The organism is Dehalococcoidia bacterium (assembly GCA_041649635.1).
Classification (GTDB): Bacteria; Chloroflexota; Dehalococcoidia; order E44-bin15; family E44-bin15; genus JAYEHL01.
The window spans coordinates 40,522-64,744 of record JBAZMV010000003.1 but is presented as its reverse complement, the minus strand read 5'-3'; the positions used below and the strand labels follow the sequence as shown (position 1 = coordinate 64,744).

The following is a 24,223-nucleotide window of genomic DNA, read 5'->3' as shown; positions in this document are numbered from 1 at the left end:
GACCAGAGTATTCGATCGCATAACGCGATAGACCTAAATCGACAGGGCCGCCAGGTGGCCCGCCGCGACGGCTTCAGCTATGCCTTCCGGTTTTACGCAGTCCCCCGCCGTGTATATCTTAGCGGCGATGCCTTTAAGCTTCGTTTCCAGTTCATTGTTCGGCCTGTCCCCTACAGCGATGACCACGGTGCCGGCCTCGATATGCGTCCTCTCTCCGCCCTCCGTTATTACTACAACGCCGGTGTCGGTGATTTCTTTGCTCCTGGCTCCTGTAATAACGGCGATTCCTGCAGCCTTCAAGCGGGCCTCCAGGATAGTTTTTTGCGCGTACACCATCTTTTCCGCTATATAGTCCAGTATTTCTATGATGGTAACCTGCCTGCCCAGTTTGCTCAGGAACTCCGCCGTCTCGCAGCCTATGAGCCCGCCGCCTATTATGGCGACCTTAGTCGCCGTTTTCTTGCCGCTGAGGACAGATCTTGCAGAAACGACAAACGGCTTGTCTACCCCCGGTATATCGAGATTCGTCGCGGCGACGCCGGTGGCGATCACCACGGCGTCCGGATTGGTCTTTCTTATCGTTTCGGCGGTGGCTATTGTTCTGATACGAATATCGACGTTGTTAAGCGGTAGCTGCCGCTTCAGGTATTCCAGATACGGGGCAAGATTGCTCTTGTGCGGCGGGATAACGGCCTGATTCAGCTGTCCGCCCAGCTTGGAACTCTTATCGTACAGCGTTACGCGGTGTCCGCGCATACCGGCCACCCTGGCCGCCTCCATGCCCGCGGGCCCGCCGCCTATAACCGCTACTTTCTTTATCTTCCTGGCCTTATAGATTCTGTATTTGTCGGCCTCGTTGCCCACTGCCGGGTTCACCGAGCACATTATTCCCCGGCCCCACATCAGCTGGCTGTCGGTACAGCGTCCGCATCCGATGCACGGGCGTATTTCATCAAGCCTTCCTTCCCGAGCCTTTTCCGGCAGGTGCGGGTCCGTGAGCAATCCTCGACCAAAACCAATGAGGTCCGCTTTGCCCTCGGCGACAGCTTTACTACCTTCCTCCGGGTCGATCCTGCCCTCCGCGATTACCGGGATGGTCACGACCGATTTGATGAAAGGCGACAGCATAAGGCCCATGTTCCTGGGCTCCCCCGGCGGCGGCTCCATGTTGAGGTCTATACCCCACATCATCCCCGCCAGTTCCAGCGCGTCCACTCCGGCGTCCTGGAGCATGACGGCAAGGCGTCGCCCCTCGTCCAGGGTCAGCCCGGCGCCCTCGCCCATCTCCAGCGCGCTCATCTTGTAGAGCAGAGGGAAGTCACTTCCGACCTTTTCCCTGACCGCTTCTATCACCTCCAGCGGGAACCGCGCCCTCTTTTCCAAATCGCCGCCGTATTCATCGCTCCTTATGTTAGCGGTTGAGGAGACGAACTGGGCCATGAGATAATAGCCGGTTCCGTGCAGCTCTACGGCATCAAAGCCGGCCGCCTTGGCCCTGCCGGCGGCGTCGGCGTACTTCTGCTCGATGGCCTTTATCTCCGCCACGGTCAACTCGCGGGGCATATCGCCGCTATAGCCTATCGCCGAGCTGTAGGGCATGGGTATGGGCGAAGGAGCCACCGGCTGCACGCCTGTAACCTTGGTTCGCGCGCCTCTGCCGGTATGGCTTATCTGGAGCACGGCCCTGGCCTTGTATTTATGAAGGGTGTCGACCAGTTCTTTCATGCCGGCGATATACTTGTCGTCATCCAGCATGAGCATATTAGCCGTGTTCTTGCCGGCGGGCGAGTCCACGCCCGTGACCTCGACGATGATCATACCGGCGCCGCCCCTGGCGCGCGCTTCGTAGTGATCCAGTATCCGCCGGTTTACGTATCCGCCGTCCGACATGTTCGTGCCCATGGCGGGCATTACTATCCTGTTCTTAAGCTTCATCGAACCTATTTCAGTGCGTTCGAAGAGTCTTGTCAGTGACGGCGTTTTATTCATCGTATATACTTCCTTGAAGCGACGATAAGACGGCCGCTATTGTTAGCTCGAAGAATGTTCGCCTTCATAACAGCGGCCATCTCATAATCCACATGCTCTATATCCGGCACAGCCTCGCCAGGCGCCGACACTGCGACAAAGCGTGCCCGACATCTCGCAGGGTAATTATACTACCGGGACTTTACCCTAGTCTTCCAGTATGTATTCCCACTGGCAGACGGGGATATCATTAGGTCCGCTGCGGGGCGGCAGCTTGAGCGGGCGCACTTTGATCTTGGGATTCCAGAAATCAGCGTAATCCTGGAACGCGGGCGGCTCAAGATCTACGCACAGCGGCTTGACCCGGCCCGGATCCGTCTTCTCGAAGTACATAAGCGACGGACAGCGATAGATGGTCATGATGGCGTATTTCGGATCGCGGATGTAGATATCATACTCGTACAAGCCCTCTGTGTAGCACGGGTCCAGCTGCACAGCCTTGAACATGGTGTACAGGTCGTTGCCCTCGAAGTTGCCGACTCTCTTCAGTCCTTTCATGACATGCGGGGGTATGGCGCGCCAGACCTTCATTTCCCATTCCCAGGCCTTCTCCGGGCCCACTTCCTTCGCGGTGGTGGTGTACCACAAACCGTCGATGAGCTCGTACAGGCGGCCGTACTCGCACAACAGTTTGCCAAGGAATTCCTTGGAGAAGTCCGAGTATCTGAAGTGCCGTATCCATGGTCCGCTATAATCGTTGCGCTCCTGTTCCATTTTTACCTCCTTCTTTAAATTGGATTCTATATTTTTCTTATTACTGTTTATATCGATATTAGATTTTAGTCGACTATGCTATTGTTCAACCCCATCCATCCCCCATATATTGGCCATCGCGTAGGGGCGAACCTATGTGTTCGCCCGCTGTGGGCAGACACGCAGGTCTGCCCCTACAGAAAGGGGATACCCTCAAGGCCCCCGGTCCTTCCGCACAATTCAATATCATGGAAGGACACCTCTTTTTCTTTGTTTACAACGGCTGGAATTCCTTGCCGATCATTTCGCGCGCTATGTTGAGCTTCATGATCTCGGCGGTGCCGTCCCCGATCTCGGTGCCGATCACGTTGCGCAGGCGCTGCTCGGCGCGGCATTCCTCGCTGTATCCGATCTGGCCGTGGATGAGCAATGCTTCATGGCAAGCCTCCACGGCAGCCCGAGCTCCGTACCATTTGGCCATCGAGGCTTCTTTCAAGTGGCGCTCGCCGGCGTCCCTGAGCCCGAGTGAGCGGTAGCACAGGAGCCGGGCCGCCTCCAGCTTGGTAGCCTGCTCGGCGATTCTGAACGATACCGCCTGGAAATTGGCCAGCGGACGGCCGAAGGCGGTGCGCTGCTTGGCGTATGAAATAGCCTCATCCAGCGCGCCCTCGGCGTGGCCTATCGCCTGCAGCACCAGGCATATGCGCACGACGCCGATGACGTTCATCGCCAGGAAGAACCCCTGCCCTTCCTCGCCCAGGCGATGGTCTGCGGGGAGGCGGACATCGTCCAGGAAGTACGATGCTCTCTGCGCTGTGGGCCAGCCCATGTCTGGGATGGATGATTTGACGATTCCAGGCGTATCGGTCGGCAACAGGAATGCGCTCACTCCCCTGGCTCCGGCCGACGGGTCGGTCTTGGCGAAAACCACGCCGATACCCGCCTGCATGCCCCAGCTGATCGAAGTCTTTTCGCCGCTGATCACGTAATCGTTGCCGTCTTTCACCGCTTTGGTTTTGATGCCGACCGCATCGGAGCCGGCGTCGGGCTCGGTGAGACACAGGCAGGCGAGTATGTCGCCTTCGATGACGGGCTTGAACCATCTGTCCTGAAGGTATTCCGGTGCGAAGTTCATAGCCTGGCCCAGGTAGCCCGCGGAGCCTATGGGCAGCACGCTCACGGTGAAGTCGGCCTTGGCCATCTCTTCTATGGCGATGCCCACTGTGACCCAGCTCACCTTCTGCCCGCCGTATTTCTCCGGAACATTCATGGCCAGGAGGCCCATGTTGGCTATCTTCTTCACAAGGTTCATATCAACCTGAGTGTCTTTGGCCCGATCCTTCGCGCCGGGGGCCAATTCCTTCTGGGTGAACTCCTGTATCTGCCGCCGGAACAGCTCCTCGGATTCTGAGAAAACGAATGACATGACTTACTCCTTCCTATGATGAGGTCGATGAAAATTCTTAATCAACCCCCTGTATCCCCCACTCTTGGGGGATTTTTAAAACTGGGGGACACCCCCAGTTCCCCCGTCAGGAGAAAAATCTCCTGTACCTCTTTTTATTTAGCCTTTTTATCGGCCTTGGCTACATAGTTGTTAACGAAATCGATAACGACGTTGGCCAGCGTGTGGGGCTGGAAAGCGCCGGCCACCCCTATCTCCTTCAGCGGAGCGAAATCTCGCTTGGGTATCACGCCCCCGACCGCCAGCGCTATGCGTTTGTCGGCGCCATTTTTCTTGAGCAGCGCCATGATGTCCCGCGCCAGCGCCACGTGTCTGCCGAGATGACTGCTCAGGAATATGAAATCCACGTCTTCCTGTACCGCCGCGTGTACTATCGTCTCAGGCGACTGGTATAAGCCCGTATATATCGTCTCAATGCCGGCGTCGCGCAGCCGCGACATGAGTATCGAGATACCCCTGACATGCGTGTCGGGCCCGGCCTTCGCTAGCAGGATCCTGACCTTTCTGTCCTTTCTCGCCATATCTGCTCCCTTCGTTAAGCGCCCTTGGCCCAGTCCGGCGGTATCAGGCAGCTGTGATCCTCCCCCAATTCTTCCTTGAGTATGCCGAATATCTCCGATGTTGTACACAGCGCCTTGGCCGCTTCCACCATTATCGGCATGAGATAGCCGTCGCCGCGAACGGCCTCGCGGAACTGCGCCAGCACGTCCCTGACGCGGGCGTTGTCGCGTTCCTTGCGCAGTTTCTTCAGCCGCTTCGACATTTCCTTTACCGTCGGCATCGGGTCCTGATCGAATATCTCTATCGGGTCGGTCTCGCTGTCCTCGGGCTGGAACTTGTTCACGCCGACCACGATCTTCTTGCCGCTGTCCAGGTCGTGCGATTCCTGGATGTTAACATTGGCGATCTCGCGCTGCGGGTAGCCGCGCTCGAGGGCTCTGATCCAGCCGCCCATCTCATCGATCTTCTTGAGGTAGTCCCAGATAGCGTCCTCCATGTCGCGAGTGAGGCGCTCGACGTAGTACGATCCCGCCAGCGGGTCGGCGACATTGACGATTCCCGTCTCGTGCTCGATAACCTTTCCCGTGAGCAGGGCGATGCGCGCCGATTCCTCGGTCGGGGCGCTGAAGGCCTCATCCATGCAGGTGATGTTCAGGCCGCTGGCGCCGCCGAATATGGCCGAGAGCGCCTGAAGGCCGGAGCGGAATATGTTGAGCTGCGGATGCTGGGCCGGCAGCGTGGTGGCCGATGTCTTGACCTGGATGCGCATGCGCAGGCTCTTATCGTTCTTAACGTGAAAGCGCTCGCGCAGGATCTGGGCCCAGACCTTGCGCACGGCGCGGAACTTGGCCACCTCCTCGAAGAAGTCGCTGTAGCAGGCAAAGAAGAACGTCATGTGAGGCGATACGGCGTCGATGTCGAGTCCCTTGTCGACACAGCCCTGCACAACGTCTATCATATCGGCCACGGCGAAGGCGGCCTCCTGCGCGGCGGTGCATCCGGCCTCGCGGCTGGAATAGGCCTGCACGTCACAGGCGCGGAAGTAGGGCATCTCGTCCGTGACGAACTTAAGCGTATCGACTATCAGCCGTAAACATGCTTTGGGCGGGAACAGGTGCAGGCCCTCGCCGATGAAGCCGTGCAGAGAATCGTTAAGCGTGGCGCCCGCTATGTTGCGCCGCGGTATGCCGCGGTTGTCGGCTATGGCGATGTAGTGCGCCACGCGCCAGTTTGGCGCGTAGGACAGCGCGCCGTGGTAGATGCCCTCCAGCGGTATGCCTTCAAGGATCGCTTCGCTGTCCCGTATCGAGTTGCACGGCGGCCCGTTGACGCCGACGAACTCGGCCATGCGCGGGTCGTCCGAGTCGTAGCCGTAGGCGCTGCACATGTCCATGGTAAGGTTGTAGCTGGGCATGCCGCTGGGAGAGGCCATGCCGTATTTAAATAGATACTTGATGCGCTCGTTGGTCTCCTCCGGCAGCCCGAATCCTAGCACCGGCCTCTGGCCGAACACCACGCCCTTGGCCCCGCTGTAGATGCCTCGTGTGAACGGGTACGCGCCGGGGTCGCCGAGCTCTTTCTTGTAATCGATGTCTTTCACATCGTCCGGGGTGTATACGGACTTGATGGGGATGCCGCCGACCGTTGTCCTTGCTTCTTCTGCCATATCAGTTGGCTCCTCGTTAACGATATCCTCTCGACTTTATTCGAGCCGAGGGCTGTCGATCTACGCTGGGTTATTCTCGATTAAGTCATTATTGTAACACTGGTGAAACAGTTGTAAAAACGAGCCTGTATGTTAAAATATTAAAGGTCAGTCGGATAGTTTCGAGTTAAGATGCTATTAGCCTAACATAAGATACATTTCAAAAAACAGTAGAAAAGATAGCAATAAAATGACAGTTCTCTGGGGAACATTAATAATATGTAGGGTGGGTTTTCGAACCCACCGATCCGTAGGGGCGAACCTGTGTGTTCGCCCATGATGAATGTACCGTAGGGGCAATTCATGAATTGCCCCTACACGATGAATGAGGTATTGGGAACAGCAGGGGGCAACAGATGTCGGAAACAAAAGATAAGGATAAAGAGAAGGCCGAACGTATACAGCAACTAAGAGAGCAGCAGCTCAAGGCCGAGGCGGAGACCCTGGCCCGGCTGAGGGAGTTGGGGGAGCAGCAGGTCAGGTGGGAGGAGGAGACGCTTTCCCGTTTCAAGAAAGAGCGGGAGCAGCGCAGGATTGCCAGCACCAGCACTTGGGAGGAGGAGACGATGGCGCGCCTCCGCAATGCCATCGATCAGCAGAAGCGCGCCGAGGAGGAGTTGGCGCGCTGGACAGATTACAGGAAGGCGCTTGAGCGGTCGCTGGATTACGATAAGCGCATCCGCGGCATCAGCGGATTCGGCAAATCAATCGACCCGGAGAGTCTGAGGAAGAAATCCGTGCGCAACGCCCTGTTCGAGATCGCGGCCATGAACGACGGCGTGCTGGTGGCGGCCAACGCCACGCAGATACTACTGGAGGCGGGTATCTCAAAAGACCGCGAACACATCCGCGGGTTGATATATTCGACAATCTATCACAACAAGCGCTTCTTCAAAAAAGAACGCCCGGGACATTATAGAGTGGCGTCGGTGCCGGATGCATCTTCAAATCCTGAGTAGGGGCGAGGTCATCTCGCCCGCCTTTTTTACCGCGTAGGGATTGATTCGCACTACCCATGAATCATCATTAGTGGGCGTTACCCGCCAGACCGTCTTTCTTAGGCACCCGCCAGACATGCAAATACCAGTAGAAGGGAAAGACGAAGAAGTTTCCAAAGAAAAATAACGCTATCCAGAGGTATTTCCCATCCTTAGCGATGTACTTATTCCTACAAACGTGAATAAAGTAGAGAATAGGTGCTCCAAAAACTGAAATAGCTGCTAATATGATCAGTATTGTAAAGAATAAGGCCGTGCTTATCTCACCAGGCTCAAGCATTATGGAGAAGCATGCGGCACAAATGAATGGAAACAGCCCAAATAGTAATAAAGCAATCTTAGCCGTTTTTTTAACTAATATAATTTTTCTTTCCATCGATGTTGTCCAAACGCTGCGAAATTTTAGCTCGGCGTGTCCTTCCATGATCAACATTGTATGGAAGGATTCACCGCGCCGGGATATATGAGAATTATTGAAAAGGGTAACTATATGGATTTTATTATAACACGATCATAATCTCCGTAGGGGCAATTCATGAATTGCCCCTGCACGATTGAATCGATGGTCGACAGTTATTGAAGGTTTGTCCAAAACGGTTGACAACATTTCGCACCTCGGTTATCATATCCGCTACCTGACCCGTTTCATCCCGACCGTCACAGGCCGCATTAATTATCGACATTAAATATGCGGTGGCGGTGAGACAAAAGTCGCATACATGGTCGGCGACACATTATAGACTTACTCCCGTAAGCTTGAATTTTACCAGAAAACTGCTGTATGTAAGGAGGCTATAATGGCTAAAGAGGTAAAGGTCTATTCAACCCCCACGTGTCCCTGGTGCAAGAAGGCCAAGCAGTGGCTTGACGCCAACAAGATCGCCTATCAGGATTTCAATGTGGCGCAGGATCACGCCGCGCGCGATGAGATGGTCAAGAAGTCTTCACAGACCGCGGTGCCTACCATTTTCATCGACGGTGAGATAGTGGTTGGCTTCAACGAGCCGGCATTGAAAGAGAAGCTGGGCATCGCGTAATCAAATCGAAATAATTATCGGTGAAACTATGCATGAGTTGTTAATAATAGGCGGCGGGCCCGCGGGCATGACCGCGGCGGTGTACGCGGCGCGTAAGCGGCTGGACGCAGTGCTGATAAGCAAGGATATAGGCGGCCAGCCCATGTGGACGGGTCGCATTGAGAACTACATGGGCTATCAGTATATCGAGGGGTTCGAGTTGATGGACAAGTTCGAACAGCAGGTCAAGCAGTTCCCGCTCGAGCAAAGGATAGGCATGCAGGTAGCGTCGCTTGCGCGTATCGACGGCGGTTTCGAGGTTGTCGTTGACGGCGGCGAGAAGTTCCAGGGCAAGGCTGTCATCGTCGCCTCTGGCAAGAGGCCGCGCCAGCTCGGCGTCCCCGGGGAGGAGCAGTTCAAGGGGAAGGGGGTCACCTATTGCTCGGTGTGCGACGGCCCTGTTTTCTCCGGGCAGAAGGTGGCGGTCATCGGGGGCGGCAACGCGGCGCTGGAGGCTATCGACGATATGGTGAAAATCGCCGAGCATGTTTATGTAATATCGGTCACGCCGTTCACCGGCGATCAGATATTGATCGACAGGGTGCGGTCTGCCAAGAACTTGACTGAATTTCTGGAATACGAGGTATTGTCTATATCGGGTGATAAGCTGGTCAACGGCATCGAGATAAGGGACTTGAAGACCGGGGAGAAGAAGAAGCTCGATCTCAGCGGCATATTCGTCGAAATTGGATTGAACCCGAACTCGGAACTGGTCAAGGGCATAACGAAACTGAACGAGCAGGGTGAGATAGTGGTCAACTGTCGTAACGAGACCGACGTGCCGGGGCTCTTCGCCGCAGGGGATGTGACCAACGTGCCGGAGAAACAGATAGTGATATCTGCGGGAGAGGGCGCCAAGGCCGCGCTGCAGGCGCATAAATATCTACAGCGATTATGATATCGTTGCTTTTATTGAGAAGTTCAACGGAGTACGGATGAAAGTTCTGGGAATCATGGGCAGCCCGCGTGTCGGGGGCAATACGGATATTCTCATGGACGAGGCGCTCAGGGGCGCGCGCGAAGCCGGAGCCTTTGCCGAGAAGATCGTCGTCGATGAGCTCGATATCTCTCCCTGCCGCGAGTTCAACGACTGCATGAAGAGCGGCAACTGCGCCATCCGCGACGACATGGACGATATATATCTCAGCCTGGAGGAAGCCGATGCGGTTATCATCGGCGCTCCGGTCTTCTTCTACGGTCTGCCGGCACAGCTCAAAGCCCTGGTGGATCGTTGCCAGGTGTTCTGGGCTAGGAAGTATATCCTGAAGGAAGTGCCGGAGAGGCAGGGGCGGAAGGGAGCGTTCATCGCAGTGGGGGGTACAAAAGGCGGCGACCTGTTCGATGGATCGAAACAAACGGTGAAATGTATGTTCGATGTCATGGGTGTCGATTACTCTGATGAGCTGTTTGTCCGCGGGGTCGATAGTAAGGGCGAAATAAAGAAGCACTCTACAGCTTTAGAGGATGCTTACGAGCTGGGGAAAAGGATGGCTGAATAGTCATCGCAGGAGGGAATATGAGCACAGTAATCGGTTCGCTGAACACAATGTATAACATAGAGAGGGCGGCTACCGCGATCTACAAAGCGCAGGCGGGGGCTTTTCGCAGCGCCCCGGCTTATTATGAAATATTGAAAGAGGCCACGGCCAACGAACAGGAGCATGCGGACGGCTTAAAGGCCAGGGTCGCCGAGCTTAAGGGGAAGGGCTCATTCATGGGGTGGTTCTTCGCGCTGGGCGGCATGATGATAGGACTGACAACCCGGATCATGGGCAAGAAACGGATCATGAAAACCAATATCTGGGTTGAGCAGAAAGCGGTTAAAGACTACGGCGCTTTTTTGGAAAAGGTTAATTTCGATGACAAGTCCGCGGCTCTTATCAAGAAGAATATCGGCGATGAGCAGCGGCATGTGAATAACTGGACGCGTATACTCGGCGAATTGAACAAATAGAAATAATAGAGAAATTCAAGGAGGTAGTTATGTCCTACGCTGCTAAAGAGTATGAGAAGCTGATAGGGATGAGCGGCTTCAGCGAGGCGCTGCTCAAGAACCACTTCGCACTCTATCAGGGATATGTTACAAATACCAATAAGGTCTGGGAACTGCTGCAGGCGCTGCTCAAGGATGGCAAGGCGGCTACACCGGAGTACGCTGAGCTCAAGCGCCGTTTCGGCTGGGAGTTCAACGGCATGCGGCTGCACGAGCTTTATTTCGAGAACCTGGGCGGGAAGGGTGCTATGAGCAAGGCGGGGAAGCTGGTCGGGCTGCTGCCAGGGGCGTACGGCAGCGTGGAGGCGTGGGAGAAGGATTTCAGGGCCACCGGCGCCATGCGCGGCATCGGCTGGGTGGTGCTGTATCAGGACGATACCAACGGCTGGCTGTTCAACCAGTGGATCAACGAGCACGACGTAGGGCACCCGACGGGCTGTCGTCCGATTCTCGTGATGGATGTCTTTGAGCATGCCTTCATGCTGGACTACGGACTGAAGAAAGCCGACTACATTGATGCGTTCTTCAAGAATATAGATTGGGCTGCGGTCGAAGCGCGGGTAAAATAGGGACGAGCCCTCGCCCTTATGGATTCCGGCCTACGCCGGAATGACGGATGAGAGAGCAGGAGATATTCTCCTGACGGGGTTCTAGGGGTGTCCCCTATCTCTTTTTTAAATTCCCCCATGATTGGGGGATAGCAGGGGGTTGATGCAGCTTAGTGATGAGCAGCATCTAATGGAAAAGGAGTTGTAATGGATACAAAGGCTTTATACCTGATCAGCTACGGCATGTATATCGTATGTTCCAAGAAGGGCGATAAGATCAACGGCCAGACGGCCAACACCGTGATCCAGGTCGCCTCCGAGCCTCCGATTATATCGGTGTGCATCAACAAGCAGAACCTGACACACGAGTTCATAACGGAAAGCAAGGTCTTCACCGCCTCCATCGTCGCGCAGACAGCGCCGCTGAAGCTGATAGGCGGCTTCGGTTTCAAGTCGGGACGGGACGTGAACAAGTTCGAGGGCGTGAATTACAGGCTGGGGCAGAACGGCGCCCCTGTTATCCTCGATAATACGCTCGGTTATGTAGAGGCGAAAGTAATCGGTTCTGTCGACGCGAAAACACATACCGTATTTATCGGCGAGGTCACCAACGCCGAGGTGCTGGCGGAGGGCGAGCCGATGACCTATGCGTATTATCATCAGGTCAAGCGCGGCACAACACCCAAGTCCGCACCTCATTATCAGAAGGATTAAGGAAGGAGATCACAGGAAATGGCCAAATATAAATGCGGCGTTTGCGGATATGTTTACGATCCGGAGCTCGGAGATCCCGAGAGCGATATTCCTCCCGGAACCGCATTTGAGAAGCTGCCCGAGGATTGGGTGTGCCCCGTATGCGGAGCCGGCAAAGACGAGTTCGAAAAGGTATAGTGTTCAAGTTTCGATAGGAGGTGGCGCATATGGCTAAGAAAACGTGTCCTGCCTGCGGCTGCGTTATCGCTTCCGAGGGCTACGAGACGGGCGGCATAACGTTCTGCTGCGAACCTTGTGCCATCGGCAGTGAGAAGAAGAAGCCGGTAAAGAAGCCCAAGAAGAAGTGCAAGAAGTAGATTTTTCATTCACCGTTTAGCTTAGAAAAAGAGGTGCAGGATTCTTCCTGCCGGGGTTCTAGGGGTGTCCCCTAACCTCTTAAAAATCCCCCAAGAGTGGGGGATTGCAGGGGGTTGATTAGCTCCGACCGGAAAATTCACATATTCAAAGAGGTTTTATTATGACTAAAGTTCAACTGGCACAAGGCGTTTACTGGGTGGGCGCCATAGACTGGAACGTACGGAACTTTCACGGGTATTCTACTCATCTCGGAACCACATACAACGCGTATCTTATCATCGATGAGAAGGTCGCCCTGATCGATACGGTCAAGGCGCCTTTCTACGATGAGATGGCGGCGCGGGTTCGGGAGATCGTATCATTCGATAAAATCGACTACGTTATATCGAACCATGTGGAGATGGATCACTCCGGCTCCCTGCCGATGGCATTGCGGGACGCGAAGAACGCTAAACTGGTCACGCTGGAGAAGTTCGGAGAGAACGGGCTGGCCAAGTCCTACCATCAGAACTGGAATCCGATCGCAGTGAAAGAGGGCAGCACGGTCGATCTTGGCAAGCGCAAACTCAGCTTCATCCCGACGCCGATGCTGCACTGGCCCGATTCCATGTGCACCTACCTTGCCGAGGATAAGATATTGTTCTCCATGGACGCCTTCGGCCAGCACATAGCAACCTCCCAGCGCTTCGATGACGAGGTCGATATGGGGATAGTAATGCAAGAGGCGGCCAAGTACTACGCCAACATTTTGATGCCCTTCGGGGATCTCATCGTCAAGGCGGCGAACAAGCTCGGCGGCATACCGATAGATATGATCGCTCCGAGCCACGGCATTATCTGGCGCTCGCATATAAAGGACATCGTAGATTCCTACGTGAAATGGGGTAGGGGCGAGACTGCGGCCAGGGCGCTGGTTATTTACGACACCATGTGGGGCAGCACCCAGAAGATGGCGAATGCGATTGTGAAGGGCTTGATGGAGGAAGGAATCGACACGAAGCTCTTCAACCTGACGGCATCGGATAAGAGCGATGTTATAAAGGAAGTACTCGAGGCCAAAGCCCTCATCATCGGCTCTCCCACACTGAACAACGGCATGTTCCCCTCCGTCGCCGAGTTCCTTTGCTACCTCAAGGGGCTCAAACCGAAGAACAAGATCGGGGCGGCTTTCGGCTCGCACGGCTGGGGAGGCGGTGGGGTCAAGGCCGTGCAGCAGGAGATGGAACAGGCCGGCATCGAGTTGGTCGATTCCAAGCTGGCGTTCAAGTTCGTGCCGGACGAGGGCGAGATACAGAAGTGTGTCGACTTCGGCAGGGAGATAGCGGCGAGGATTAAGTAACTCGCTCGAAGCAAGCTTGAAGCGGGAGCAGAATATTTATCGGCCCCCGCTTTTTTGTTTTATTTCCTGAGAGAAGAGGAATTTTTTTGACAATCACGCCGCGTGAGTAACGGCATTTCACGCAGCTAAATATTGATAAAATAATATAAATAAATGAATTGACAGAGCATAGCATTATTCGATATACTATCCCAATATTTTAAAAAGTTGCAGGACAAGTCTATATTTTATGTATTTTTATCAGGAATGGAATAATTAGTTGAGTAAAACAGTAGTTGTTTATTGCGGAGAATGTGGAAACAAGTTGTATAGCCTTACGGGCATTGCACAAGATAAAAAGAATCCCTGTCCCCATTGCAAATCCAGAAGCCGATCCTATGTTATGTATGGAGCTCCCCGCGAGCATAACGCGATGAACGCCTATACATCAAGCGTGTTAAGGAATCAAGCTCCAGAAGAGCCTTGTGCCTGAGAAGCGGTTTCCTTAATATTACCCCTGATGCCTATAACCACTTCTTTCAATGGAATCTCTTTCCCGCTGATTTCCAGGGCTTGTTTTGCCATAGCGGTCAACCCGGAGCAGCAGGGCACCTCCATGCGTGCCACGGTTATGCTTTTGATGGTCGAACCGCGCAGTATCGAAGTCAGTTTTTGTATATGAGCCCGAGCGTCGTCGAGCTTGGGACAGGCCACAAGTACGGATCTGCCGTTGAGGAAATCGCGATGGAAGTCGGCGTAGGCGAAGGGCACACAGTCCGATACCAGAAGCAGGTCCGTCCCTTCCAGGAACGGCGCGCCGGGAGGGACCAGCGCCAGCTGCACCGGCCAGTGTCCTAGCATGGATGGGTTGTGTTCGTGGTTACCCGCGATGCCGGACTTCCTCTGAACCTGCTCTATACGCATGGAAGGGCAGCTGCATTTCTCAGTCTCGGCAGGCTTCTCTTGCGCTTTATGATAATCGGCGCTGTCGTCATACGGCTCCGCACATTTCTCTTCCAGAGTGATCGCTCCACGCGGGCACTCCCCTATGCAGGCGCCGAGCCCGTCGCAGTGAGCCTCGTTAATAAGCCTGGCCTTGCCGTCGACCATCTGAATCGCCCCTTCCGCGCATGCCTCCGCGCACAGGCCGCAGCCGTCGCACTTATCTTCATCGATACGGACTATCTTCCTGACTGTTTCCATCTTTTCTCTCCTAGACACTCCCGCGCCGACGCGCACCACTCAGCACAGGATGGGATCTTGTCTTTATATACCATCGAGCCGCATATATGGCATTTCACCTTGGTCTCGTTGGAGAATATTTCGACATCGGCGCCGCAGTCCGGGCATTGGTTTATTTGCGCACTCAGCTTCCTGAAATCCTGTCCCGGGCATCTTTGTTTCATTATCACGCGCTCCTTCTTCGATGTCTTCCAGAATAATAAACGATGGACGAAATGGCAGCTATGACTTAGGTCACAAACGGGAGAGAGTTACTTATCAACGTTCAATCGACGGATTCGCCATGTGAATTTAAGCCGCCATGGTCGTTGCACACACATGCCAATTGGTGTCTTTCGATGCGCTACCTCTTGACTTATTCCTATTTTACTGCTAATCTCTTGCCAAATACAGTTAGAGGAGGGACTAAATGCAGGCTTATTGCATGAAGTGCAGGAAAAAGGTGGAGATCAAGAGTCCGACGCAGATCAAGATGAAGAACGGTCGGCCGGCGACCAAGGGCTCGTGTCCTAGCTGTGGAACAAAGGTCTTTCGCATCGGTAAGTAAGACGATCAGGCAGAATACAAAGAATAGAGCCACATAACGTGGCTCTATTTGTTTTTTCAAGACAGCCCTTATCGTAACAGCGACTATATCTGGTGTAATATGTTAGTAGGAGTGCTCGTAAATGTCGAACAGTGTTGATATTACGATAATCGGCGCCGGAGTTATCGGGCTGGCGTTGGCTGCCGAAGTAACACGCCGCGGCAGGAGTGTGTACGTGCTTGAGAAGAATGAGACGTTCGGGCGTGAGTCCAGCAGCAGGAACAGCGGCGTTATCCACGCCGGTATCTATTACCCCGAAGGCTCGCTCAAGGCCGGGCTATGTGTCGAAGGAAATCGCATGATGTATGAGACATGCGAACGTTATGGTATTCCGCATAGACGCACGGGCAAGCTTATCGTGGCTGTGAACAACAACGAGATCGCTCAGCTTGAGTCGCTGCTGGATAATGGCCTGCGCAACGGAGTCGAAGGATTACGCATGGTGTCGCGGAGAGAATTGAAGTCTCTCGAACCGGAAGTGGAAGGTGTCGCCGCGTTGTTTTCTCCAACGACGGGCGTGATGGACGCCCACGCGCTGATGCGTTACTTCCTGTCGATGGTTCAGGATGCGGGCGCGCACATCGCGTTCAACACAGAGGTTGTCGCCGTCGAGCGAGCCGTTGATGGATATCGGGTATCGATAAAAGACGAAGCAGGCCGCTTCTCGATTGAATCGGAGATAGTGATAAACTGTGCCGGACTGAATAGCGATAAAATCGCTGCGATGGCAGATATCGATATCGACGCCGCGGGATACCGACTGCACTACTGCAAGGGAGAGTACTTTAACGTGAGCGGCGGCAAGTCGAAGTTGATTAGTCATCTCGTCTACCCGGTGCCGCTGCCGAAGATTACCGGCGTCGGCATTCACGCCACACTGGATATGGATGGGCGCATGCTGCTTGGGCCCAGCGCCAAGTACGTCGATAAAGTCGATTATGCTATAGATGACCGCAATCAGCAGCTTTTTTACGAGTCGGTGAAGCCGTTCCTGCCGTTCATCGAATACGAAGACCTCTCTCCTGAGATGGCGGGGGTGCGCCCCAAGCTGCAGGGCCCTGGGGAGGATATCCGCGATTTCATTATCCGCGAGGAGGGCGATAAGGGCTTGTTTGGTTTCATCAACCTCATCGGCATCGAATCACCGGGATTAACCGCGTCGCCGTCGATAGCAAAGCTAGTGGCAGCTATAGTCGATGGCATACTATAAGCCTGGAGTTATTATATTTTCGGCTTGGTGTGCTATGATATTTAGGTAAGGTTCGACGATAAAATCATGTTCCAGTGGTCTACAATATTGGATACACTAGTCAGCGGTAAGACGAGTCGGGAGGATTTTCCCAGCTATACTCCCTGTGCCGACCACCTGGAATTTCCCCAATTGAAATCGTGGTCCCAAGGTAAGATCTCCGCCGAGTTCCATATTTCAGAGAAGTACCACAACAGCCGCGGCCACCTCTTCGGAGGCTACTTTGGCGTGCTGGCCGATATGACGTTCTGTTATACGGTGATGACGGTATTGAAAGACGAAGGTTATAGCACAAGTGATCTCCGCATTACCTACTTCCGGCCGGTGTCGAGCGGGACGTTGCACATCGAAGGGCGGGTTCTGCACCGCAGCAAGAAATCGGTTCATGTAGAAGCATTGTTCAATGATGATGAAGGACGGCTTGTGGCCAAAGCCGATGGCGTCATGTCAATCATACCGATGTCCACAATATATCCCAAGAAAGAATAACGTTGAACTGCTCTTATCCGTATCGCTGGATTGCCTTTTCGTATAACCATATTTCGTTCTAAAGGTAACCCTTATTTCATATTCACTTTTATTAATCGTATTTTCCTGTTCAACGAAAAGTTATTGCCTAATGCCTGTGATGCTGTTATACTGCTATAACTTTTTAAAGGGGGTCAAATGAAGGCAGCTATAATTCACGGCCCGCGCGATATTCGATTGGAATCCGTCGACATGCCTGTCATAGGTGACGGCGACGTTCTGGTAAAGGTTAAAGCCTGCGGCATCTGCGGCACCGATCTTCATGCCTATCGCACCGGTATTGTGCCGAGCCGTATCCTCGGCCATGAGTTCAGCGGCGAGGTAGTTGAGATCGGTAAGGACGTGAAAGGGTTGAAAAAAGGGGACAGGGTTCTGGGCACCGGCTATCAGATCGACAGCAAAGGTGTGGCCGTTCCCGGCGAGGGTCTCGATGGCGCCATGGCGGAATATGTGGCCGTGCCAAATCCTCTCGTCGGCGATTCATTCCTTCATATCCCTGACAACATGGACTGGGAGGAGGCGGCCACCGTGGAGCCGACATCGATCGCCTGTTACGCCTTCGAGCAGGCGAATCTCAAGCATGACGATATAGTGGTGATACTTGGATCGGGGATGATCGGGCTCGGGCTGGTGCAGGCGTGCAAGGCCTTCGGCATTCCCAAAGTCATCGTCAGCGAGCCGTCTAAGGGGCGCAGGGAGATGGCGGCAAAGGTCGGGGCCGACGTGGTCATCGACCCGTCGAGCGTCGACGCCGTATCCGCCGTCATAGAGGCTACCGGTGGATGGAAGGCCAACGTCGTCTTCGAGTGCTCGGGCTCGCCCGTGGCTTTCACCCAGGCGCCGCGCATGCTTAAGTTCCTCGGCACCGTGATGCAGGTCGGCTTCTTCGAGCAGGGAGTCGAGATGAGCCGGGAGCTGATCAGCGAGGTTGTCATCTGGCATAACCTCACCATAAGAGGCTGCGGCGGCCAGAAATGGGATATGGCTACGGAGCTTATGCATCAGGGCAAGATCAAGACTAAGGAAATGATATCTTACAGGTTCCCTCTCGATGAAGTGAAAGAGGCCTTTGAAACACAACTGAGATCGAACGACGTGATAAAAGTAATGCTGGAAATATAGTTTCCGGAGGTGGTTCGATGACCGGTGGGAACGAAGCGCTCGCCCAGCTTAATGACAGGTTTCTCGACCTTGATATGGAAGGCACGATTGAGGTCGCGGCGTCTCTAGCCGACGGAAGTCACGATATAGATGCCAGGAAGGCGATAGCAGTGGTGTCCGGCGCTCTTGACACGGTAGGTAAAAGATTTCAGAGCGGCGAGTGGTATCTGGCGGAGCTGGTATATGCGGGGGAGATCGCCGGCAAGGTATTGAAAATCCTTTCGCCGCTGATGACCGGAGAGGCTTCCGATCAGATCGGCACTATCGTTGTCGGCACCGTGGCCGGCGACCTTCACGACCTTGGAAAGAATATCTTCATCAACCACGCGCGCAGCGTCGGGTTCAATATTATCGACCTCGGTATCGATGTTCCGACCGCCAAGTTCATCGCTGCAATAAAAGAGCACAAGCCTGAAGTTCTGGGCATGTCCTGCATCATGACCACGATGACTAAAAGCCTGGAAAAGGTCGTCCGTGAAATGGAGAAGGAACTCTTGAGGAGCAGCGTTAAGATAATCATCGGCGGCGCGGCCATGACGGAGAAGTACGCGAAGGAAGTAGGCGTAGATGCCTTCGCTCCCGATGCGGTTACCGGCACGGATATAGTAAAGGGTTGGATGGCGGGGCGATGAATTTTAAGGAGCGGATTTTAACCGCTATGAACCACGAGGAGCCGGATCAGGTGCCCGTTATGGGGCTGATCATGGATCCTTCCACCGTTAACCAAATAAAGGGTAAAAAGCCCGTCGACTTCGCCGGCCTGCTGAAGAAGCCCGTGCTGGGGCAGGTGGTCAAGGGACTCATGAACGCCAACTGGTTCTGGAGCCGGATGTACGGCGGCAACTTCGCCGGCGCCCTCGAGTGTGCTATTCAACTGGGTTTTGACGCCAACTGGATCATATATGCGTTCATGCAGCTTCACAGGGATGCCGAGAGTTCGCTGGGATTGGTTTGGCATGACGTCTACGGCCGCGTCTGGGAGCTGGGAACAGCCGAAGATGGCGGACTGACGGTAAACTACAGCCGCGCGCTGTGTCCGACCGAGGAGCAATGGGATAGGTGGGTCGAGGAGAACGCGCCGCTATGCGACAGGCTTGTGCAAAACGTGGCCGACTTTCATAAGAAGCTGACCGAGCGTTACGGCGACAAGATACTTCCTATCGGCTACGCCGCTCCGGGGATATTCGAGAACAGCTGGCAGCCAATCGGTTTCGTGAATTTCACTAGCCTTGTTTATCAGAAGCCTGAGTTTGTTAAGAAGGTTATCGAATATCAGACCGATCTGTATATCAGGTGTCTGGAAGCGGTAATGGAATGCGACGTCGATATAGTGCTCGGCGGCGATGACCTGGGACAGAAGACCGGCCCGATGATGCGTCCCGAAATGATAGAGAAGTTGTTGGGCGAGAGCTACAGGCGTGTCTCTGAACTGGTGCACAAGAGAAATAAGAAGCTAATCTGGCACTCATGCGGAAACATCTACAAGCTGCTGGACATGTTCATCGATTGGGGATTCGACGGTATCATAACGATGGAGCCGACGGCGGGCATGGAACTGGGAAGGGTGAGGGAGCAGGTGGGGCACAAGCTGGTTCTTGTCGGCAACCTGGACGTATCTTACCTGCTGGTGCGGGGGACACGGGAGGAGATCGAAGAAGCCGTGAAACAGGCGCTGAAGGATGCGGCCAGGGGCGGCGGATACATTTTATCGGCGAGCCACTCTCATCCCTATGTAGATGGCGACAGGCTCGGGTGGATGGTCGAGGCGGTGCACAAGTACGGAAGATATCCGATCTCCGTCTAAATTAATCGTCCGGAATATACGGGCCTCGCTTGACGCCTTTATCCACCGGCGATATCATGCCGGTATTATCGGGCAATCCAAAGGCATGTTCGATTGGCACTATAATGAAAAAAACAGGCATATTCTTCCACTATCAAGACGGCGAGCGTCTGCGCGATTTCCCCGACGCGCTCGAAGGCATTTTGTCCCGGGACAACGTCCTCTATTACGACGCGTTCTACCCGGGCAAGCCGCCGACCGATTACGATCTTGAACTCGTTCCGCTCGACCTGGTGCGCCGGGTGCACAGCGACAGGATGGTCGAGAGCGTCAGGCGCACGCATGATTTCGACGGCGTCATGCTCTCCGTGTCGGGCACGGTGGCCGCGGCGCGTCGCATATGGAGCGGCGAGATAGACAACGCCTTCGTTTTCACCGGCTACGGCGATCATCATGCGGGTTTCGATTCCTTCGGCGGGGGCTGCTATTTCAACGGAGCCGCCATCGCCATAAGCGACCTTCGCGCCCTTTTCAACGCTAAACGTTTCGCCGTTATCGATACCGATGCGCATCACGGCGACGGCTCGTGGGAGATATTTAAGGATGACATCAATGTGCTGTATATGTGCCTGTGCCACGGCGGCGATTTCGAGGAGAACAATAATGTGAACGTCAACGTATCGTGGCAAGTAAGCGACGCACAATACGTCGACCTTGTAAAAAAGAACTTCGCACCGCGCGCCGCCGCGTTCAGGCCGGAGATCATCTTCTGGAACTGGGGCTACGACGGTACGCAGGGCGAGTACGGCGATATGGGGCTGAGCACCGGGGCGCATACGATGATGGCGCAAGAGCTTAAACGTATCTCTAATGAAGTTTGTCGCGGGAGGCTCATCGTCGTGCTGTGCGGAGGCAGCCGCCGCGATATGGCACAGAGCCTAATCCCGCCGCTGATCAGGGTGCTGGCAGGGGAGTGAACCGTTGCTTGTCCTGTCGATTCTATGTACAATACGTCTCAGAATCGTCTTTTACCCGCGATGAATGTAGAAATGGAGAGAATCAAGATGAAATCCGACGTTGTTAGCGCTGACGAGGCTTTAAAGAGGCTGTCCGAGGGAAACCAGAGGTACGTCGTCGGCAAGTTCATAAGGCCCCATCAGACGTCCGTGCGCCGGGCGGAGTTGATTGAGGGGCAGCATCCGTTTGCTATAGTCCTGGGCTGCTCCGATTCGCGGATACCGGTCGAATTAGTTTTTGACCAGGGTGTCGGCGATATCTTTGTGGTCAGGAACGCGGGTAATATAGCCGATGACGTTTCGCTCGCCAGCATCGAGTATGCCGCCGCGCACCTGCACGTATCCCTGGTCGTCGTGCTGGGACATGGCAGCTGCGGGGCCATCACCGCCACAGCCGCGGGCGGGGAGATGGAGGGGCACCTGCCGGCCATCGCCTCGGTTATCCGCCCCGCTGTCGAGAAGGTAAAGGATCAGCAGGGAGACCTGGTGAACAATGCGGCCCGGGCTAACGCCGTCATGGTTGCCGAAAAGTTGAAGTCCAGCAAGCCGGTGCTCTCCGAGCTGGTGAAATCCGGCAAACTGACGGTATCCGCCGCCTTCTACGATATCAAAAGCGGCAAGGTGGAATTTATCTAAGAATCGAAGATTGGTCTCTTACAAAAGATTTCTATGAAGATAGTTAAGTCCTCTATAGCTCTGCTACTAGTGTTGTTGCTTGTTACCACTTTCGCGTGTGGTGGCTCGGGGCCACAATCGAATCCGACGCCTCTGCCTGGTTGGTCTACATATTCCAATAGTAGTCTTGGCATAAGCATGCAGTATCGTCAGGATTGGACGAAGGTGGAAGGACAGTTTGATGTCGTAGAATTTTTCTCCCCATTGACTGGTGAATCTAGCCCACAAGGAGTACTTATGATATATGTTCACGATGCACTAAATATGACATTGAGTGAACGTGTTGATGAATGGATTAGTTATCGGGAAAAATCAGTTCAAGACTTCAATCTTTCTGAGTCGAATGTGACGACTATCGCTGGTATACCTGCCCATAAGGTTGTTTACACTTGGGAGGATGAAGATTATGGCTTTCTTATGAAGAATATGGAGATTCATGCTATCAAGGATAGTACAGAATACATAATAATCTATATGGTATATGAGAGCGCTTATGCCAATTATTTGGATACTGCGCAGCAGATGATTGACTCGTTTGTAATCTACTAATCTTTATCTTCTCTTACTGTCTTGACATCTGCTCCGTTATCAACTATATTATCCTCCTCTTACTGTATTGCACTCGTAAACCAGGGGTTGTGTCGGATATAAAGTGAAAGCCGAAGCATATCGGGCAAAATATGCAAAAGGAGGCATCATTATGAAGGCAGGGATTTTTTTTACAGGCTCGGGTCCCATCTTGATTCTGGCTTCTTATGAGTCACTGACGGACCACAACTTCATCAAGAAGCTGGCGGTTAAAGGTATAGAGAAGTTCATCGCCTATGAAGTTCCCCTGGCTATCGCGGAGGAGAAGTACGTAACCCGCTTCAAATCGGTAGCGAACGACCTTCAGGATAAGGACGACCTGCGTGTCCTTGATTGGGACGGACATCATGTCTTCTCCAACTTCTCCATTAAAGACCTGGGAGCGCCCATTTACCACGAACCTTAGGATGAGTTTCACTAAACTTATCCGATATGTCGCAGCAGGCGGGTGTCGCCCTATGGCCCTCGCCTGTTGCTTTCGGGTATGAGTTGTTGTAATATCCCCTGAGCAGTTGTCTAAGCCAAAGTCGATTTCTGAATTACCAGTCGCGGAATGTGAATAACCAATGAAGATTACTATTACCCTCGGCCAGATGAAAGTCCTGCGCGGCCGGCCCGAGGCTAACGTTGAACGCGTGCGTGAGTGGACGCGCGAAGCGGCAAAACGGGGCTCGTCGCTTGTGCTTTTCCCGGAGCTATGGCATTCCGGCTACGACCTGGAGCATCGGGAGCGATACGCGGCTCGCGTTGGCGAGGGTATTTTCGCTCAAACAAGCGAGCTGGCCCGCGAGCATAAGATCGCTATCGGCGGTTCGATGATCGAGGAGCGCGAAGGCAGGTTCTATAATTCATTCCCTCTCTTCGATGCGGAGGGCCGGTGCCTGGCCGTCTACAGCAAGACGCATCTCTTTTCCCTGATGAACGAGGTGCAGTGGCTCACGCCCGGCGAGCGCTTCGTCACGGCGGATGCGCCCTGGGGGCCAACCGGATTGAGCATCTGCTACGATATACGTTTCCCGGAGGTCTTCCGCCACTACGCCTTCTCCGGCGCGCGCATAGTGCTGATGGTCGCCGAGTGGCCGGTGCGCCGCATCGAGCACTGGAAGACGCTTCTTCTGACGCGGGCTGTAGAGAACCAGATGTTCATTGCGGCTTGCAACTGTCTCGGCGAGTTTAAAGATGAGAAGTTCGGCGGCTGCTCGGCGATAGTGGACCCGTGGGGTAGATATGTTGTCGAGTCCGGCGACGAGGAAGCGCTGCTCACCGCCGATATCGACCTCGACTTGGTCGAAAAAACCCGCCGGCAGTTTCCCTTCTTAAAGGACAGCCGAAGAGATTTGTATTAGAACCGACCGCACCCGTTGTTATAGCGTCTCAAGATATACTTAGTCGTCGCGTTTTATTTCCTTCATCTCATGAAAGAACACTTGACCGGAACGGCGGACTATTATACAATTAGAAAACTATTAAGGGTCATTATAATATAGCAATAGTTGCTACACTCGATAATATTTATTAGTTATATCAATATAAATAAAGGGTAGATAGCAGGTGTCTGCTAAAAATAATAAGGGGGTTGGCAAAGTGACGGAACTTGATCGCGCGTTTGAGACTATTCTGGAATGGAAGGCCAGGAAACTTTTGGGGTCGGATTACAGGGAGAAGGTTTTCATCGACTCCGACGAAATGTCGTTCAAGCTCGGTGCCATCGATGCCATGATATATGATATGGCGTCGCTGGTCGGCCTGACCAAGAACAGCGATGAGCATAACTGCTGGACCGCCCGCGCCGTGAGAAAGCAGTTCCTGGCGAGGATAGCTGACGGTTCAAACAGGGTACAGGCGGCGGTTCCCGAGCCGGAAGTAGCGCAAAGCCCTGAAAATAACTGAGCGGTTCGGCTTTAGTAGTTCGGGTAATTTAAGAAATAGCTCACGGCCAGCATGATGAATCGCGGCGGCAGTTTCGCAATGGACTCCCGCCGCGATGTCTACATAAAGA

At 54.0% G+C, this 24,223-nt stretch carries 30 protein-coding genes; 22 read left to right on the top strand and 8 right to left on the bottom strand.

The genetic code is table 11. The annotated features are described in order from the left end of the window. Positions 1-33 precede the first annotated feature (33 nt). The 5 genes from WC562_05655 to WC562_05635 form a co-directional block, all read right to left on the bottom strand. A complete protein-coding gene (locus WC562_05655) occupies positions 34-1,989 on the bottom strand; it encodes an FAD-dependent oxidoreductase (protein MFA5055643.1) in 1,956 nt (651 codons plus the stop codon). A 186-nt stretch (positions 1,990-2,175) separates the two neighbouring features. Continuing rightward, entirely contained in the window at positions 2,176-2,742 is a 567-nt protein-coding gene (locus WC562_05650) for a hypothetical protein (GenBank protein MFA5055642.1), read from the bottom strand. A 253-nt stretch (positions 2,743-2,995) separates the two neighbouring features. After that, positions 2,996-4,147 (bottom strand): acyl-CoA dehydrogenase family protein, encoded by a 1,152-nt coding sequence (locus WC562_05645; protein ID MFA5055641.1) that lies wholly within the window; start codon positions 4,145-4,147, stop codon positions 2,996-2,998. A 134-nt stretch (positions 4,148-4,281) separates the two neighbouring features. Beyond that, the gene (locus WC562_05640) at positions 4,282-4,707 is read right to left on the bottom strand and encodes a cobalamin-dependent protein (GenBank protein ID MFA5055640.1); all 426 of its coding nucleotides are present in this window, start codon (positions 4,705-4,707) and stop codon (positions 4,282-4,284) included. A gap of 14 nt (positions 4,708-4,721) precedes the next feature. After that, a complete protein-coding gene (locus WC562_05635) occupies positions 4,722-6,353 on the bottom strand; it encodes a methylmalonyl-CoA mutase family protein (GenBank protein ID MFA5055639.1) in 1,632 nt (543 codons plus the stop codon). Between the two features lie 395 nt (positions 6,354-6,748). Here WC562_05635 and WC562_05630 point away from each other — a divergent pair, with 395 nt between their 5' ends. Further along, positions 6,749-7,351: a hypothetical protein gene (locus WC562_05630; protein ID MFA5055638.1), complete on the top strand. Its 603-nt coding sequence runs from the start codon at positions 6,749-6,751 to the stop codon at positions 7,349-7,351. A 67-nt stretch (positions 7,352-7,418) separates the two neighbouring features. On the opposite strand, the gene WC562_05625 is transcribed toward WC562_05630, so the two are convergent. Next, positions 7,419-7,766, bottom strand: a complete 348-nt coding sequence (locus tag WC562_05625; protein ID MFA5055637.1) for a hypothetical protein — start codon at positions 7,764-7,766, stop codon at positions 7,419-7,421. Between the two features lie 421 nt (positions 7,767-8,187). On the opposite strand from WC562_05625, the gene WC562_05620 reads away from it, so the two are divergent. The 9 genes from WC562_05620 to WC562_05580 all read left to right on the top strand — a co-directional run bounded on the left by WC562_05620 (position 8,188) and on the right by WC562_05580 (position 13,417). Next, positions 8,188-8,427, top strand: a complete 240-nt coding sequence (locus WC562_05620) for a glutaredoxin family protein (protein ID MFA5055636.1) — start codon at positions 8,188-8,190, stop codon at positions 8,425-8,427. A gap of 28 nt (positions 8,428-8,455) precedes the next feature. Then, entirely contained in the window at positions 8,456-9,364 is a 909-nt protein-coding gene (locus tag WC562_05615; GenBank protein ID MFA5055635.1) for an FAD-dependent oxidoreductase, read from the top strand. A 37-nt stretch (positions 9,365-9,401) separates the two neighbouring features. Further along, on the top strand, positions 9,402-9,965 hold the full coding sequence (locus WC562_05610) for a flavodoxin family protein (GenBank protein MFA5055634.1): 564 nt from the start codon (positions 9,402-9,404) through the stop codon (positions 9,963-9,965). A gap of 17 nt (positions 9,966-9,982) precedes the next feature. Further along, positions 9,983-10,420 (top strand): demethoxyubiquinone hydroxylase family protein, encoded by a 438-nt coding sequence (locus WC562_05605; GenBank protein ID MFA5055633.1) that lies wholly within the window; start codon positions 9,983-9,985, stop codon positions 10,418-10,420. A gap of 29 nt (positions 10,421-10,449) precedes the next feature. Then, positions 10,450-11,028, top strand: coding sequence for a Fe-Mn family superoxide dismutase (locus tag WC562_05600; GenBank protein MFA5055632.1), 579 nt, complete (start codon positions 10,450-10,452; stop codon positions 11,026-11,028). A gap of 186 nt (positions 11,029-11,214) precedes the next feature. Beyond that, a complete protein-coding gene (locus WC562_05595) occupies positions 11,215-11,721 on the top strand; it encodes a flavin reductase family protein (GenBank protein MFA5055631.1) in 507 nt (168 codons plus the stop codon). An 18-nt stretch (positions 11,722-11,739) separates the two neighbouring features. Next, the gene (locus WC562_05590) at positions 11,740-11,898 is read left to right on the top strand and encodes a rubredoxin (GenBank protein ID MFA5055630.1); all 159 of its coding nucleotides are present in this window, start codon (positions 11,740-11,742) and stop codon (positions 11,896-11,898) included. A 29-nt stretch (positions 11,899-11,927) separates the two neighbouring features. Then, a complete protein-coding gene (locus tag WC562_05585; GenBank protein MFA5055629.1) occupies positions 11,928-12,077 on the top strand; it encodes a hypothetical protein in 150 nt (49 codons plus the stop codon). Between the two features lie 161 nt (positions 12,078-12,238). Then, a complete protein-coding gene (locus WC562_05580) occupies positions 12,239-13,417 on the top strand; it encodes a flavodoxin domain-containing protein (protein ID MFA5055628.1) in 1,179 nt (392 codons plus the stop codon). 444 nt (positions 13,418-13,861) lie between these two features. Here the strand turns inward: WC562_05580 and WC562_05575 are convergent, their stop codons facing one another. Together WC562_05575 and WC562_05570 are read right to left on the bottom strand one after the other, a co-directional pair. Beyond that, positions 13,862-14,599, bottom strand: a complete 738-nt coding sequence (locus WC562_05575; GenBank protein ID MFA5055627.1) for a 4Fe-4S binding protein — start codon at positions 14,597-14,599, stop codon at positions 13,862-13,864. Next, positions 14,578-14,802 carry a phosphohydrolase gene (locus tag WC562_05570; GenBank protein MFA5055626.1) on the bottom strand — a complete coding sequence of 75 codons (225 nt, stop codon included), beginning with the start codon at positions 14,800-14,802 and terminating at the stop codon, positions 14,578-14,580. The genes WC562_05575 and WC562_05570 overlap by 22 nt, the downstream gene beginning before the upstream one ends. Before the next feature lie 245 nt (positions 14,803-15,047). Between WC562_05570 and WC562_05565 the strand changes: the two genes are divergently transcribed. The 12 genes from WC562_05565 to WC562_05510 all read left to right on the top strand — a co-directional run bounded on the left by WC562_05565 (position 15,048) and on the right by WC562_05510 (position 24,114). Further along, positions 15,048-15,185, top strand: coding sequence for a DUF5679 domain-containing protein (locus WC562_05565; protein ID MFA5055625.1), 138 nt, complete (start codon positions 15,048-15,050; stop codon positions 15,183-15,185). 121 nt (positions 15,186-15,306) lie between these two features. Beyond that, complete coding sequence (locus tag WC562_05560) at positions 15,307-16,434, top strand: NAD(P)/FAD-dependent oxidoreductase (GenBank protein MFA5055624.1); 1,128 nt, start codon at positions 15,307-15,309, stop codon at positions 16,432-16,434. 171 nt (positions 16,435-16,605) lie between these two features. Then, on the top strand, positions 16,606-16,962 hold the full coding sequence (locus WC562_05555) for a PaaI family thioesterase (GenBank protein MFA5055623.1): 357 nt from the start codon (positions 16,606-16,608) through the stop codon (positions 16,960-16,962). Between the two features lie 177 nt (positions 16,963-17,139). Further along, positions 17,140-18,123 carry a zinc-binding dehydrogenase gene (locus WC562_05550; protein ID MFA5055622.1) on the top strand — a complete coding sequence of 328 codons (984 nt, stop codon included), beginning with the start codon at positions 17,140-17,142 and terminating at the stop codon, positions 18,121-18,123. A 17-nt stretch (positions 18,124-18,140) separates the two neighbouring features. Beyond that, positions 18,141-18,794 (top strand): cobalamin-dependent protein, encoded by a 654-nt coding sequence (locus WC562_05545; GenBank protein ID MFA5055621.1) that lies wholly within the window; start codon positions 18,141-18,143, stop codon positions 18,792-18,794. Then, positions 18,791-19,966 carry a uroporphyrinogen decarboxylase family protein gene (locus tag WC562_05540; protein ID MFA5055620.1) on the top strand — a complete coding sequence of 392 codons (1,176 nt, stop codon included), beginning with the start codon at positions 18,791-18,793 and terminating at the stop codon, positions 19,964-19,966. The genes WC562_05545 and WC562_05540 overlap by 4 nt, the downstream gene beginning before the upstream one ends. A 29-nt stretch (positions 19,967-19,995) precedes the next feature. Further along, positions 19,996-20,922 (top strand): hypothetical protein, encoded by a 927-nt coding sequence (locus WC562_05535; protein ID MFA5055619.1) that lies wholly within the window; start codon positions 19,996-19,998, stop codon positions 20,920-20,922. 87 nt (positions 20,923-21,009) lie between these two features. After that, positions 21,010-21,597, top strand: coding sequence for a carbonic anhydrase (locus WC562_05530; protein MFA5055618.1), 588 nt, complete (start codon positions 21,010-21,012; stop codon positions 21,595-21,597). Between the two features lie 33 nt (positions 21,598-21,630). Then, entirely contained in the window at positions 21,631-22,185 is a 555-nt protein-coding gene (locus tag WC562_05525; protein ID MFA5055617.1) for a hypothetical protein, read from the top strand. Positions 22,186-22,336: 151 nt separating this feature from the next. Beyond that, positions 22,337-22,630: a hypothetical protein gene (locus tag WC562_05520; protein ID MFA5055616.1), complete on the top strand. Its 294-nt coding sequence runs from the start codon at positions 22,337-22,339 to the stop codon at positions 22,628-22,630. Positions 22,631-22,790: 160 nt separating this feature from the next. After that, on the top strand, positions 22,791-23,570 hold the full coding sequence (locus WC562_05515) for a carbon-nitrogen family hydrolase (protein ID MFA5055615.1): 780 nt from the start codon (positions 22,791-22,793) through the stop codon (positions 23,568-23,570). A 238-nt stretch (positions 23,571-23,808) separates the two neighbouring features. Next, a complete protein-coding gene (locus WC562_05510; GenBank protein MFA5055614.1) occupies positions 23,809-24,114 on the top strand; it encodes a hypothetical protein in 306 nt (101 codons plus the stop codon). Positions 24,115-24,223 lie beyond the last annotated feature (109 nt).